The sequence below is a fragment of the Verrucomicrobium spinosum DSM 4136 = JCM 18804 genome (assembly GCF_000172155.1).
In the GTDB taxonomy this organism is placed as follows: domain Bacteria; phylum Verrucomicrobiota; class Verrucomicrobiia; order Verrucomicrobiales; family Verrucomicrobiaceae; genus Verrucomicrobium; species Verrucomicrobium spinosum.
Genome location: NZ_ABIZ01000001.1, coordinates 7,638,853 through 7,653,178, shown reverse-complemented (window position 1 = coordinate 7,653,178; position 14,326 = coordinate 7,638,853). Strand labels below are relative to the sequence as shown.

The following is a 14,326-nucleotide window of genomic DNA, read 5'->3' as shown; positions in this document are numbered from 1 at the left end:
TTCAGGCCTCTCTCTCCAACCGCTTCTTGAGCCAGTACGCAATGACCGGAGAATATGGATCGAGTTCGCCGGGCGCGTCGCCCCGGTACTTGGTTAGCAACCGGGTAATTTGCGCTTTTGTCAGGCGCCCTCTTTTAGCTAACCCATCCTTAAATCCATTGAGCGCTTGTTTTCGATTTGTCCGCAGGAAGGAAAGGTTCAAGTTCAATACACCCTCGTCAAACGTACCGTTGGCATTTTTGGCACCCAGTTCTTGGTTGAATTGCGAGTCTGAGGAGACAATCGATCCGTCAGCAAGGTATGATATGATCTCCTCTATTCGGTGATCTGGGTTGGATGGGTTTCTCGATAGAGACTTATTGCCCTGATGGGTGTCGCAATGCTGCTTCTCTGGCGGGTAATGCCCGTTAATCTCATAGTTCCCATTGCAACAGCCCAGAATGTTCCAATAGGACAGCTGATCCCCAATATTGGGATAGGTGACAGTCCCGTCTGCGGCAATTCTCTTTAATTTTCGCGGGTTCCAGTGGGCGATCTTCATGGCGCTCGGGCCGCGAACAATACGTCCTCCGCAGAAGGCGCACAATCCCCGTTGCTCCGTCACTAATTGGCCCCGCAGTTCATCCTTGTGTGGAAATTCATCGTATGCACTCTCGTAAGAGGCGTTGGCACTGGCCCGATAGTGCGTCAATGAAGCTGGCTCAGGTAGTTTCGTGATTGCCCTCATTTGGTGTCTTGAAGGAAGCTGATTAGGGTGCGGGCGCGTGTGAGGTCTGGATCGTTCTCTCCCACTGTTTGGGAGAGCTCAGTAATCATCTTCTCCGCTTGAGTGAAGTCCTCTTTGTCGATGATTTGAGCAAGCTCACTTTTTTTCAGGAGGAGTTCGGGATTCGCTGAAGATGCGTCCATTTCCTCGTCAAGTATCCTGCTGGAATCCACGCCAAAACTGCGTGACGGATGGTGCCAGTCACCCGTCGTGGCGGAGTGCACCAGGATTTGATCCTTTGGCAACTCTCCGAAAACCTGGGGCGAGTGGGAAGAACAGATGAATTGGACTTTTGGAAATGTGCCAGTGAAGTCTTTGATGACACTGCGCTGCCATTCCGGATGCAAATGCACGTCCACTTCGTCGATGAGCACTACCCCGGGAGTCTGATCCAGGAGTTGTTCCGGGTGGGCGCTGCCGCCGCCATTTCCCAGAAGGTGGGAGTTCAGGGAAACAGCGCGAATGGCCATGTCTGCGAGGGTGGCGGCCATCGTCATCTGGCCGTGGCTCAGGTTGGTGAAGGGCTGTGGCTTCCCGTGAATGCTGACCACCACCTCTCCTTTGAGGTGGTCCCAGTAAATTTCGTCAATCCCAGGGATGCCTCGCTTCAAGGCCAGCCTTACGGCTTCAAAGGCGGGTTTGAACTGGCCGGACTCATCCCGCTTCGCCGCCTGAAGCACGAACCACTTGATCACATCCTTGACACGGATCCTCTCGCTGAGGCAATCATAGTAGCCGTCCTCGGGCCTGCTCTTCAGGTCACCCGAGAGGTCGGCCAGCTCCCGTTCATTGGACGGCAGCCAGGCTCTTCCAGCGCCATAGTAGGCCAGCAGGGGCAGGGCCTCCTGCCTCTGTTCTCTGGCGGCGAGAGCTGCTTGAATGTCTGTGACGGTTTGTGTCGCCCACTGGTCCACCGTTCGCGACTTCCTCGCCCGTTTTCTTCGCGTCCATGCGTGTGCAGACCGGTCACCGATGCTGCCTGTGGCGGTGATCTGGACGGGTCCGGCTGGCTGAAATTGCCGCTGTCCGTTCTCATCTCGTCCCAGCACCTCATGCACCTCATGGTCCATGATGTTCCGCCACTGCTTGGCCCCGCTGACGATTTTGCTGACATGCCAGATGCCGAGGGCGACGGAAAGCGCACTGAGAATGCTGGTCTTGCCAGATCCGTTGTCGCCTACCAGGAGCGTGAACCGGGGATCGAACTCCAAACCGAGATGCTTGATGCCTCGAAAGTTGTCGATCTGAATAGAGACGATTCTCATAACGAAGGGAGTTTAGTCGATGGAGTCAGGAATGGCAATCTTCCCCGTCACCGCGGCGGAGATGAGGGCGGCGCGGCGCTCCTTCAGCAGGGCGATGGTTCGCTCCGCACTGGCGCGCAGGGCATCGAGTTTGGCAGTTTCCCTGGCGATGTGGGTGACGATGGCGCGTTGTTCTTCTAGTGGGGGAACCGGGAACCAGATTTCATAGAGACCTTCCGGATACAGCCGAAGCCGTGAGGACCATACGCCTTTGGAGAATCGGATCGCCTCTTGTGCAAAAATGGGTATACGGACCAGAGCATCCACATAGTCAGAGTCTAGTCGATCGCCTGGAGTGTAGACATGGTAGGCTGGGCTGACCATGCCAGGTGCTCGTGCAGTTCCCATGGCACCCATCCAAGCCCAGAGCGTGTTGATGACCAGGTCATTGGGTTGACAGAGTTTGTAGCCTTCGGTGGTTTCTGCCTCAAACATATTCACATCCTTCTCTGCCCTTGGGGTGACCCCAGTGAGATGGGAAACCGTGAGCATTTCCTCCTCGCCTGTTGAGGATCGTTCGTCGCGCTCTGTGAAGAGCCATTTGGAACGTTCCACTTGCCAATGTTCCGGGATGGCCCCAAGCCACGGGATGCCGGAGTCGCGCAGTGCGGCCTTGGGGTTAAGTCCGCGAGTGACGGCTCGGGTGATGAGGGCCCGTCGTTTCTCTGCGACCAGCTCCAGAAGTCTTTCTTTGACGCTGACCAACTCATCTATCCGCTTCGTCTCACGGTCTAGGTAGGTGGCGATGGAGTGCTGACGTGGTGGTGAAGGGGCTTGAATTGGCAGTTCTGCGACAGTTTCGGCACCAAGGTTATCCATGGTGGTTCCAACCGACTCAAGCGAAAGCCATTCCGCGACGGCCTTGGTCTGCATGAACCAGCGCAAATATGTTGGCTGCAAACTCCCGCGATCAGGGCGTACTCTTATACTGCCAGTGCCGCAGAGAAAGCCGTGTTGTGAATGTGTCACCAATCCACAGCGCCCGAGTTCGCCTCGCCTTGCAAACACCATATCGCCTTCGAGCAGTTCATGTCGGATAAGTTCTTCGAATTTCTCTTTGGACACGGCGCATTCATCATCCGGATTGATGTAGCCGTTGATCAAATGCGATGGATTGATGACGGGGTGGCCACCGCGCAGATAGTCCTCGTGGTGTAGTTGGCTTCCAAAAGGCCCAGTTTGGATGGATGTCGTCCAACGTTTAAGTGGAGCTGCATTCCATGTATTCGCTGGTGAATAAGACCCATTGAGCACTTTCGAACTAGTTGGCTTCTTGTTCATTGTAGGGTCACCTCCTTGAACAACCTCATGAACTCCTTCTCCGCGATCTCAATCTCCGCATCGATCTCCGCGAGGTCACGCGGTGGGGTGAACTTGTAGAAGTGGCGGTTGAAGTTGATCTCGTATCCCACCTTGTCTTTGCTGCGGTCCATCCAGGCGTCTGGGACGTGAGGCAGCACTTCGCGCTTGAAGTAGGCGTTGATGTCTTCCTTGAGCGGGATGTTCTCAAAGTCGCGGAGCTTGGCGTCGGGCTTGGGTTTGCCGTGCTTGTCTTTCTGAATGACGCCAGCCTCGTCTTGCAAGGGGCGCTCCACGGTGACGCGCGTGTAGCCGAAGTCCGCGTTGTCAAAGGTCTTGCTGTGTTCACCGTCCTGACGGTGGTCGTAGAGTTTCAGGATTTGTTCGATTTGCGCGGCGCTGATATGCCGCCGTTTGTCGCCCAGGCTGCGGCGGTTCTCCTCGGAACCGCCGGGTTTCCAGAAACTACGTGCGTCCACGAGCCGGATCTTGCCTTTGCGGCGCTTCTCCTTCCGGTTGGTGAGGAGCCAGATGTAGGTGCCGATGCCGGTGTTGTAAAACATCTGCTCCGGGAGGGCGATGATGGCCTCCAGCCAGTCACTCTCAATGATCCATTTGCGGATCTCGCTCTCGCCGCTGCCCGCGCCGCCGGTGAAAAGCGGAGAGCCGCTGAGGACGACGGCCATGCGGGAGCCGTGCTTCTCCAGATGGGGCAGGACGGGCTCGAACTTGCTGATCATGTGCTGCACGAAGAGCAGGCTGCCGTCATTCACCCGTGGCAGCCCGGCGTTGAAGCGGCCCTTGCCGCTGTCGTGTTCGCGTACGACCTCCCGCTGTTGTTTCTTCCAGTCCACGCCGAAGGGCGGGTTGGCGATGACGTAGTCGAAGGTCTCGTCTTTGAAGCGGTCGTCGGTGAAGATGTCGCCAAAGCGTACGTTGTCCCCGCTGCCATTGTGAGCCACCTCCTTGATGAGCATCTCTGAGGCGGCGGTGGCGAAGGCGCGCTTGTTGTAGTCCTGCCCGTAGGTGTAGAGCTGGGCGGCGGCGTGGTGCTCGCGCATGTAGTTCTGCGCCTCTGCCAGCATGCCGCCGGTGCCGCAGGCAGGGTCCAGCAGCTTTCGCACGGCACCTGGGGTGCTGAGCAGGTCATCGTCATTGATGAAGAGCAGCCCGGCCATGAGCCGGATGACCTCCCGCGGGGTGAAGTGGTCTCCAGCCGTCTCGTTGGCTTGCTCGTAGAAGCGGCGGATGAGGTTCTCAAAGATGAGCCCCATCTCCTCACTGCGCACCCTTACGGGGTCGAGGTCCACTTCGCTGAACTTGGAGACAATGAGGTAGAGAAGATTGGACTCCCGCATCTTCTCGATCTCCTTCTCAAACTCGAAGTAGTCGAAGATGGTGCGAACGTTGGCGGAGAAGCCCTTGATATAGCTCACAAGATGTTTCTCGATATTGTCAGAGTCACCCTTGAGCTTGTCGAAGTCGAGCGGGGAACGGTTGTGGAAGCGCTGTCCGGCGGCCTTGTTCAGCAGTTGGTCCAAGCCGTCCCCCTGCACCTTGCCGTCCTTGCGGCGGGAGTGCTCAGCCAAAACCTTTGCTTTGGTGCGGGCAAGGACGCAGTCGAACCGGCGCAGCACCGTCATGGGCAGCATAACGCGTTCGTACTGAGGAGGCGTGTAGGGGCCACGCAGCAGGTCGGCGATTTGCCAGACGAGATTGGCGAGGTCGTGGTGATCAGGCATCAGCCCCACCAAGCCGCAGCAGCAGGTTATTCTCAAGCCCTCTGTTTCATGAACTTAGTACGATAGGATGGGTGTTCAAATCAAGGTTGCCCAGGGAGAAATGGGCGTCCGGGGTAGAGAGAACGGCATTCGCGGCAGGATGCCGCGAACAGCACGCAGGATGCGTGCGATCCCCAATGAGCGCTCCGTTGGGGGGTGATGTGACTCGCGCAGGCTGGTGCCTGGACTCCGTACCGCTTCGGGGCCAACGCCTTGACGCACTGGCCACTGACGTACTGACGCACTGGCCTCCGGGCCCCAATTCGTTCAATTCGTTCAATTCGTTCAATTCGTGCATTTCGTTCTTCGTACGGAGTATTTATCAGTGTTGAGGATGAGGGTGTTATGACTTTCGGGGTTTTGGAGGGGGGGCAAAAGGGCGGTTTTGCTTGGCAGAGCCCGCTGCGCGGGAGACGCCAGACTGCCAGACACAAGACATCAGACTTGAGCTGGCGCTTGGGGCGAGACCCAGGGGGAATTGGGTATCAGGGGCAGGGGGGGGGCCTGGTTCATGGCATGGAAAGGGCGGCTTTGCTTGGCTTTGGGGATGGGCTGGGTCAGGGCCCGCTGCGCGGGAGACGCCAGACTAGAAGACACAAGACGCAAGACCTGAGCTGGCGCGTGGGGCGGAAGGGCCGGGGGTATTGCTTTGTCATGGGACGTTTGGCACGAACCGGGACAGGAATGTCCCTCGCTCCTTTTACTGACCGATCCGGCGGGCGGGGGCTACCTTTGCGGGAACTCAGGTCTGGCGTCTGGTGTCTGGCAGTCTTCTGTCTCCCGCCAGCGGTTCCTCCGTTGCTGGCTGCTTTGCGAGAACTGATCCTACAGGCGCGTCAGAAGGTGCTGAGCACGGCCCACGCTGCCCAGGTGCGGACCTATTGGGAGATCGGCAGGCACATCGTGGAGTATGAGCAGGGGGGAGAAGCGCGGGCGGAGTATGGGGCTAGATTGCTGCCACGGCTGGCTGAGAAGCTGACGGAGGAGTTTGGGCGTGGCTTTGATGCGTCCAATCTTCACAAGATGAAGCAGTTCTACCTTTCCTTTCCAATTTTAGACGCACTGCGTCCTGAATTGAGTTGGACCCACTACCGGCTGCTGGAACGGCAGATCGGCAGCTTGTCCTACGAACGTCTGCTTTCCAGCCAGAACAAGGCGCTGCCGGTGGAAGTCACGTCGCCTGCCGTGCCAACGGCCCGGGATTTCGTGCGCGACCCGGTGATGCTGGAATTCCTGGGCCTGCCAGAGGCGGGGCGGCTACTGGAGGCGGATCTGGAGAGCGCGCTCATGGACAAGCTGCAACAATTCCTGCTGGAACTGGGCAGGGGCTTTGCCTTTGTGGCCCGCCAGCAGCGGGTCAGTACGGAGACGCAGGATTTTTACATCGATCTGGTGTTCTACAACTACCTGCTCAAGTGCTTCGTGCTGATCGACCTGAAGACCGGGCACCTGGCCCCATCAGGACATCGGCCAGATGGACATGTATGTCCGGCTCTATGATGATCTGCGCCGGGGTGAGGGCGACAATCCCACGGTAGGCATCCTGCTCTGCGGGAGCAAGGATCAGTCGGTGGTGCGGTATTCCGTGCTGCACGAAAGCGAGCAGTTGTTTGCCAGCAAATACCGCCTGGTGCTGCCCTCGGAGGAGGATCTGCGCCGGGAACTGGACCGGGAGCGGGCGGTGATTGACGAAAGCCTGTCCGCTGCGCAGGAGACGCCAGACTAGACGACACAAGGCATCAGACTTGAGCTGCGCCTGGGCAGGAGGCCTTGGGGCGATTGGGTGTTGAGGCAGATCGCAGCGTCAGGGGTCGTTCGACTGAGCGGGGCTAGGAACCCCCGCCTCCTTTCTACTGAGCCCTCCGTTGATCGTGGAACCGAATGCGGGAGCTCAAGTCTGGTGTCTGGTATCTGATTTGGCAGTCTTCTGTCTCCCGCACAGCGGTCAGTCTGTTGTCTCCCGCCAGGCCTCGGTTCGTCGATTTCGTGCATTTCGTTCTTTTCGTACTTCGTACGGAGTATTTATCAGTGTTGAGGATGAGGGTGTTATGACTTTCGGGGTTTTGGAGGGGGGTAAAAGGGCGGTTTTGCTTGGCAGAACCCGCTGCGCGGGAGACGCCAGACTAGAAGACACCAGACATCAGACTTGAGCTGGCGCTTGGGGCGAGACCCAGGGGGAATTGGGTATCAGGAACAAGCGAACGACGTTCGCGGCAAGATGCCGCGAACAGCACGCAGGATGCATGCGCTCCCCAATGAGCGCTCCGGCGGGCCGGGGCTCCTTTGCGAGAACTCAAGTCTGGCGTCTGGTGTCTGGCAGTCTTCTGTCTCCCGCCTGGCCTCGATTTCGCTCTTTTCGTACTTTTTGTGCTCTTGGATTTTTGCGCCTCGCGATTCAGCCCTGTCAATTATCTAGGTGCGAGTTTTAAATGAAAGTGCGAGTTTAATTTAAACTTGCGACTTTGATTTAAAAGAGCATTTTCACGCAGATGAAAGGTGCTCCGCAATTCTATGTCGGGTTGCCGTATGACGACAGTAGCCAAATCTTGGTGGATGCTGTCTCAGCCGATGGGAAGTCCCTTTTCGAAGTGAAGATAGGACTGCGAGATTTGCGGAGTGTTGCGCTGGCGGTGGTGGAGGCGGCGCATTTGACGGCCCGGAATCAGGATAAGATCGAACGGTGCTTCCTGATCCTGGAGGCCCCCTTGGTCGGGGAGGCGCGACTCATACGGGAGTGGCAGGCGATTTGCAGCCTTTTGAAGTCAGATTTGGCATCCAAGCTTAGTTTGGTGGTGAGGAGATCCGAGCATCGAATAGAGGTCACGGGGAACCCTCCGAGCGATGAAGACGTGAAGATCATTGATCAAGTGGTTGAAAGAGCCCTTCTCAGACAGGATAAATCCCAGGCTAGAAGACGACACAAGGAGTCTTTTTACGAAGTGCTTCAAGTGCTCCTCATCCATTGGTTCCGCAGGAGTGGTCCTCTAACGTTGAAGGAGCTTTGTCAGCAGACTGGATTCTCCTATCCTACTGTCGCGAGTGCATTGGAGCGTTTGGACTCCTCGTTGCGCAGACGCTCCGACCGGAGGGTGGAGTTGGACACATTTCCTCGCGATGAATGGTTCAGGTTGGTTGCCCAATCCGAGAAGGCCCGCGCAACCCAAGGATTCGCTGACCGCTCCGGCAGACCGCGCCCTCCTGAGGTGCTCCTGAGCCGCCTCCGCGAACTTAATCGTCATGACATCGCCGTCGGCGGAGTGCTTGGAGCGAGACGGTATGTACCTGGACTGGATCTGGTCGGCACGCCCCGGTTGGACCTCGTGGTCCACGCGGGTCGAGAGGGAGAGGTGCCCGAGTTTTTGCGTCGCCTGGATCCTGCCCTGGTGCCAGCGGAACGGGGTGAGCCCTGTCGGGTCGTCCTTCATACCTTGTCCCGCCCGGCCTCGTTCTTCACCGAATCCGAAAATGGCCTCTGTTGTGCGGATGAGGTCGAATGCCTTCTAGATCTTCATGAAGCCCGTCTGGAGCCCCAGGCCCTGGAGTTCCTCGCCCGGTTGTCACCTCAATCATCGTCATGAGTCAGGTCTCCCCCTCCCGTGTTCTTGCAGAAGTGGCCCGCGCCGTTCCGGAGGCATGCCGCAACAACATTGTGGTGATCGGCAGCCTTGCTGCCGGCTATCACTACTTCAGGAAAGACCCCTCCAAGGCTGTCCGCACCAAAGATGTGGATTGTGTCCTTGAACCGTTTCATGCCGCAGTCGGAGCGGGGCAGAGTATTGCCCGTCAACTGCTGGACGCGGGCTGGCAGCGAAGGGTGACAGGCAACCACCAAAAACCTGGTAGCGACAAGACGCCTGTGGAAGAGTTGCCCGCCGTACGGCTATATCCTCCGAATGTTAAACCTGATTCAGAGGAAGCTTGGTTCATCGAACTGTTGACGGTGCCAGCATCTGCTGATGTCTCTGGCAGAGTGTGGACCCGGCTGCCGCTGACCGAGGGCCACTTCGGTCTGCCTACGTTTCGCTTTCTTTCCGTCACAACATTTCGGCCGCTTAAAGCTGGGCGTTTGGGAATTCGTTATGCTCGTCCTGAGATGATGGCGCTCGCCAATCTTTTGGAGCATCCCAGGATCAAGCCGGAAAGCATGAGCGCAGCCATCGTCGGCCGGGAGATCAAACGCAGCAACAAGGATCTAGGGCGGGTGCTCGCCATTGCCAGGCTGGCTGACCTGGACGACTATCGCCCATGGGCAGAGGCGTGGCGAAAAGCGCTGCAAGCTTGTTTCCCAACGGAATCAGGGGCAGGGGGGGGCCAGGTTCATGGCATGGAAAGGGCGGTTTTACTTGGCTTTAGGAGCGGGCTGGGTCTGGTGAGGGGACTGCCTTTTTTCCTCTCATGGCCACTGCGTCTCTCTCTGCTACGGCCCCTGCTACGACCCGGATCCGGTCGGAGAGCGGGGCGTGGATCTTGCCGTGGCCTTGGGTCGTGGGGGATGGCCAGCGGACGGGAGTCGCCGAAAGCGAGAGGGAGAGCCAGCGAGAGATGCGGGAGGTGCGGGGGCGGATGGCGCAGATCGTGTGGCGGTTGCGGCGGCTCTGCCGGGAGGAAGAGAAAGGGCGGAGCAGGGAGCTTGGGCTCGCAGCCCCGTGGGTGCTGGCCGTGGCGCGGGCGCGGCTGCAGCAGGGGCTGGCGGATTGCGAGATGCTGGATGGGCTGGTGCTGGAGCGGCTGGCACGCGGAGAGGGTGGAGGAGGACGGGAGCCCTGGCCCCGGTATGTGGCGGGGTATTGCTGGTGCCCGGCTGAGGATGATGCGGGTGCCGCTGCTTCTTCTGCAACGTCGCTGGCGGGGCTGGTGCAGCATGTGCACCGGCTGACCCTCCGTGAGTGCCAGGTGGTCTCACAGGTGGGGCGCTCTGCCCGGGCGGCGGCGCGGGAGGGGAATGCGGAGAAGGCGATGGACAAGCGGCTGCTGCACCGGGTGCGGGAGCGGTTGCGCGATGGGTTCCCGCCAGAGAACGTGCTGGCCTACTACGCCAGCGACATCCAGGCGCGGCATGAGGCCGGGCGGGTGCAGTTCGCGATCGATCTGGGGCGGGAGCTGGAGCAGGCCCTGCGCAAGCCAGAGCGCTACCAGCGCAGCACGTCAGATTGGCTGCTCCGCCTCTGGCTGCCCCTGCGGCTCTGGGAATGCCCGGCCAATGGTGAGACGGCGTACCATCGCCTCACCCAGGCTGCCCACCTCATGGGGCAGGCACCCGTGGGGTTCCCCGCGTTTCTGACGGCGTGGAGGAACGCTCGAACAAGACACCAGACTGCCAGCCCGCTGCGCGGGCAGGCACAAGACTAGAAGACACAAGACTCAAGACCTGAGCTGCGCCTGCTTCGCAGGAGACGCCAGACTGCCAGACTGCCAGACATCAGACATCAGACATCAGACCTGAGCTGGCGCTTGGGCGGGAGGCCCGGGAGGGGTTGGGGGTCTGGGGTAGTCGGGGTTGCCCTACAGCCCGGGGTGGTTGAGTGTTGGGGCGGATCGCGACGTCATGGGACGCCCGCGGAGTGATTCCGCTTAAAAGCGGTACTCCAACCCCGGCGCGGACCTTTTGCGGTCTCAAGGTCCTCACAACGCCCTGCTGATGTCTTAGAACCCACAAGCCTGGGCCCTCTCCGGCGACTGATGCCGATTGCCAATCTGCGCTACAGGCACCGCTTGGCTTGGGCGTCTTCTGTGATCCGCGCAGGCTGAAGCCTGTACTCCGTACAGCTTCGGCCCCAAAGCCTTGACGCACTGCCCACTGCCCACTGCCCACTGCCCACTGACGCACTGACGCACTGACGCACTGACGCACTGACGCACTGGTAACTCGCGTATCAACGCGTCCGATTTCCAACAAACGATTCAACTGGTTTCTTCAATCCAGTTACCCCGGCAACCGCACAAAGGGCGGAGGATGACGGGATGGGGAGCTTGGCGCACTGTCCTGCGCATGCACAGACGTGACGGTGAAGGGGAATGGGCCGCTGACAGGGCGTTGGACAGACGGGCGACGGCGTTGGAGCGCGCGGCGTTGTACTTGAGCAAGATGCCGGTGGCGGTGGCAGGGCAGAGCGGGCATGCCACCACCTTCAGGGCGGCCTCGGCGCTGGTGTGGGGTTTTGATCTGGAGCCGGAGGAGGCCCTGCCCCTGCTACAGCAGTGGAACCAGGGCTGCCAGCCGCCGTGGACGGAGCGCGATCTGCGCCACAAGCTGCGCAGTGCCAAGTCCACGCCGCACCCGAGTCGGGAGCGGGGGCACTTGCTCTACCAGGAGCGCGAGCGCGAGCCTCATCGTGATCGGCCCCGCCGCGCTGGCCAGGGGAAAGGCCAGCCTTTCGTCTCTGCTGGAGAGAGAAGAGAGAGCAGAGAGGAGGAGAAGGAGAGAGGGACGGGAGAAGGTGTGGGTGAAGCCCTATGGCGGGGTTCGAGGAAATATAACAACGAACCCCGGCGGAGTGAGGAGGAGCCGGAGGTGAGGAGGGCCCGGCTGCGTGCCACCTGGCCGGCCTTTCAGCCCCTGCGTCCGGCGGGCATCCGCACGGTGGCGCGTCTGCGCGGGCTGCCGGAGCGGGCGGTGGCGGATTGCGCCCGGGGCGGGTTCCTCAAAGGGGTGCGCTATGGCGGGGCGGACTGCTTTGCCATCGGGGATGGCAGCTTTGTGCAGTTGCGGCGGTTCGATGGTCAACCGATCCAGCGGATCGACGGCTCCCGGTGCAAAAGCTACAACCTCCCCGGCTGCCAGGGTGCCTTCCTGGGGCACCGGTGGGTGATGGGGAGCGACACCCACGTGCTGCTGGTGGAGGGCGCGGCGGGGCTGCTGGAGGCGGTGGCCGCCCTGGAGATTGCGGTGTCAGGTCTGGGCTGGAGCCCCCTGGCGGCAACCAGCGCCAGCTCCCGCTTTGCCCGGGATCCCGAACTGCTGGCCTGCCTGAAGGGGCGGCTGGTGCGCATCATCCCCGATCGCGATCCTGCCGGGCTGCATGCCTGTGGCGTGTGGTGGGGCGAGCTCCAGGCCGCCGGAGCCAAGGTGGACGTGCTGATGCCGCCACCCCAGTGCAAGGACCTGGGGCAGGTGGTGGGGGACGCGGGGAGGAACCAAGTGTTCTTCGAACAAATTAGAAATTGAAAATTAGAAATTAGAAATTGGGAAGGCGGAAGGCGGCATTTGGGACGGGTTGGTTGAAACAACCCGTTGGGAGCGAGGGACAGATCAATCGACACAAACACATGAAACAACAACACGAGACAACAGGGCAGGAAGAACTGGAGCAGGGGCAGGTGGCGGAGGAGCGGGGCCTGGCGGCTGGAGGAGTGCGAACGAAGTACGAAATGCACGAAATGCACGAAATCGACGCATCGCATGGGGCGGAGGCGGGGCCGGAGCGGGGCTTGGCGGCTGGAGGAGTGCGAACGAAGTACGAAATGCACGAAAAGAACGAAATCGACGCATCGCGTGGGGCAGGGGCAGGGGCGGGGCCGGGAACGGTCCCGGGGTTGGAGAAGGAGGTGTTGTTTGCGGGAACTCCGGCCTCCTGGCCAGTCATGAAGGGGAAGCGCGAGGGCTCGCCCCAGGGGGCGGAGGCAGCGGTCCCGGCAGGGGCAGAGGCCTGTGGTGCCACCGCAGAGGGAGCCGCTTCTGATGGGGCCCAGCCCACGGCACGTTCCGGCCCGGAATTCCCGGAGACGGCCCTGCATGGTCCCTTGGGGGATCTGGTGCGCACCATCCTGCCGTGTACAGAGGCGGACCCGGCGGCGTTGCTGGTGCAACTGCTCGCGGGGGTGGGTAATCTCATCGGTCCCTCACCGTATTTCGTGGCAGACAGCGCCCGGCATCGGGGGAATCTGTTTGCGATTGTCACCGGTCGCACGGCGAAGGCGCGCAAGGGCACGTCCTGGCAGCAGGTGCGGCATGTCTTGCAGGATCTGGATGCGGACTGGCTGGCGAAGCGGGTGAAATCCGGCGTGGTCTCCGGGGAGGGCATCGCCCAGGTGTTCGAGCCGGGAGGGGACCGGCGTCTGCTGCTGCTGGAGGGGGAGTTTGCCCAGGTGCTGCAGGTGATACGGCGGGAGGGCAGCACCGTCTCCGCCCTCTTGCGGCAGGCCTGGGACGGGCAGCGCATCGCCGTGCTGCGGCGGAAGGACAGCGTGGAGGTGGATGACGCGCACATCTCCATGATCGGCCACATCACGCTGGCAGAGCTGCATCGCCTGCTGGCGGGGGTGGAGGTGAGCAACGGGCTCGCCAACCGCTGCCTCTGGGTGCATGCGGACCGGTCCAAGCTCCTGCCGGAGGGCGGCTCGGTGCCCGACACGACCGCTCACTTGCAGGAGCTGCGCCGGGCCATCCGGACCGCGCGGGTGCGCAACGAGCTGCGGCGGGATGAGAATGCGCGTCGGCTCTGGCGGGAGATCTACGGGCGACTCAGCGAGCCGCCCGCAGGTCGCGCGGGCGAGGTGCTTTCCCGTTCCGAGGCACAGGTCATGCGTCTGGCGCTGCTCTATGCGCTCATGGACGGGGCCTCAACGATCGCGTACGATCACCTCACGGCGGCACTGGCGCTGTGGGACTACTGCGAGGCCAGCGCGATGTTCATCTTCACCGCAGAGGAGCTCAATCCCCGCGCCGCCCGCGTGCTTGCGGCGCTCAAAGACGGGCCGCTGAGCATGAGCGGGCTGAATGCGTTGTTTCATCGCAACCTGAGCAAGCAGGCCCTGCATCTGCTCCTGGTCGAGCTGGCACCGCTGGTGGAGGTGTACGGCGGCGGCACCCGGGAGGACCCGACGCGGTGGGTGCGGCTGAGAAGGAGGGGGAGTTGAGATGCTGCTCTGTGGCGGAGCGGAGCACAGATTGGCACTCTGCTGTGCCGCCGATTGGTCATCGGCAGGGGTGATCGGAGGGGAGACCGGTCATGATGGGCATGCTGACAGAAGGGCTTGCTGAAAGAGACGAGGCTGACTTGGCAGGACGGGAGGGTTGTCTGGCATGACTGTCCCCATCCTGCATTTCGAATGCTGTCTTGTCCAACGCCTGGATTGGCTCACGGGGTGCGCGGGGCAAGGTTTGTGACTTTTGCTGTTACCGCGCATCCCAGTTGTAGCATTAGCCATGTCTGTGCGTCTGATATGTCGTTTGGCTT

The 14,326-nt window shown here is 60.7% G+C and carries 9 protein-coding genes and 1 pseudogene; 5 read left to right on the top strand and 5 right to left on the bottom strand.

Features of this window, described 5'->3' with window-relative positions; genetic code table 11:
- Window position 1: 1 nt before the first annotated feature.
- The 4 genes from VSP_RS30870 to VSP_RS30855 form a co-directional block, all read right to left on the bottom strand.
- Complete coding sequence (locus tag VSP_RS30870; protein WP_157211157.1) at window positions 2-541, bottom strand: RuvC family protein; 540 nt, start codon at window positions 539-541, stop codon at window positions 2-4.
- 182 nt (window positions 542-723) lie between these two features.
- On the bottom strand, window positions 724-2,031 hold the full coding sequence (locus VSP_RS38235; RefSeq protein ID WP_009965601.1) for an AAA family ATPase: 1,308 nt from the start codon (window positions 2,029-2,031) through the stop codon (window positions 724-726).
- Window positions 2,032-2,043: 12 nt separating this feature from the next.
- Window positions 2,044-3,351 (bottom strand): restriction endonuclease subunit S, encoded by a 1,308-nt coding sequence (locus VSP_RS38230; RefSeq protein ID WP_081452830.1) that lies wholly within the window; start codon window positions 3,349-3,351, stop codon window positions 2,044-2,046.
- Window positions 3,348-5,111 (bottom strand): type I restriction-modification system subunit M, encoded by a 1,764-nt coding sequence (locus tag VSP_RS30855; protein ID WP_029190895.1) that lies wholly within the window; start codon window positions 5,109-5,111, stop codon window positions 3,348-3,350. Before VSP_RS30855 ends, VSP_RS38230 begins: the two co-directional genes overlap by 4 nt.
- 801 nt (window positions 5,112-5,912) lie before the next feature.
- Here VSP_RS30855 and VSP_RS38225 point away from each other — a divergent pair.
- A pseudogene (locus VSP_RS38225) lies at window positions 5,913-6,876 on the top strand (PDDEXK nuclease domain-containing protein).
- Window positions 6,877-8,353: 1,477 nt separating this feature from the next.
- The gene (locus tag VSP_RS42810; RefSeq protein WP_198141268.1) at window positions 8,354-8,728 is read left to right on the top strand and encodes a hypothetical protein; all 375 of its coding nucleotides are present in this window, start codon (window positions 8,354-8,356) and stop codon (window positions 8,726-8,728) included.
- On the opposite strand, the gene VSP_RS30840 is transcribed toward VSP_RS42810, so the two are convergent.
- Window positions 8,713-8,901, bottom strand: coding sequence for a hypothetical protein (locus VSP_RS30840; protein WP_009965596.1), 189 nt, complete (start codon window positions 8,899-8,901; stop codon window positions 8,713-8,715). The genes VSP_RS42810 and VSP_RS30840 overlap by 16 nt on opposite strands.
- A gap of 644 nt (window positions 8,902-9,545) precedes the next feature.
- Between VSP_RS30840 and VSP_RS30835 the strand changes: the two genes are divergently transcribed.
- The 3 genes from VSP_RS30835 (at window position 9,546) to VSP_RS40310 (ending at window position 14,006) form a co-directional block, all read left to right on the top strand.
- Window positions 9,546-10,499 carry a hypothetical protein gene (locus tag VSP_RS30835; protein WP_009965595.1) on the top strand — a complete coding sequence of 318 codons (954 nt, stop codon included), beginning with the start codon at window positions 9,546-9,548 and terminating at the stop codon, window positions 10,497-10,499.
- A 640-nt stretch (window positions 10,500-11,139) separates the two neighbouring features.
- Window positions 11,140-12,315 (top strand): hypothetical protein, encoded by a 1,176-nt coding sequence (locus VSP_RS41805; RefSeq protein WP_157211155.1) that lies wholly within the window; start codon window positions 11,140-11,142, stop codon window positions 12,313-12,315.
- 101 nt (window positions 12,316-12,416) lie between these two features.
- Window positions 12,417-14,006 (top strand): DUF3987 domain-containing protein, encoded by a 1,590-nt coding sequence (locus VSP_RS40310; protein ID WP_009965591.1) that lies wholly within the window; start codon window positions 12,417-12,419, stop codon window positions 14,004-14,006.
- Window positions 14,007-14,326 lie beyond the last annotated feature (320 nt).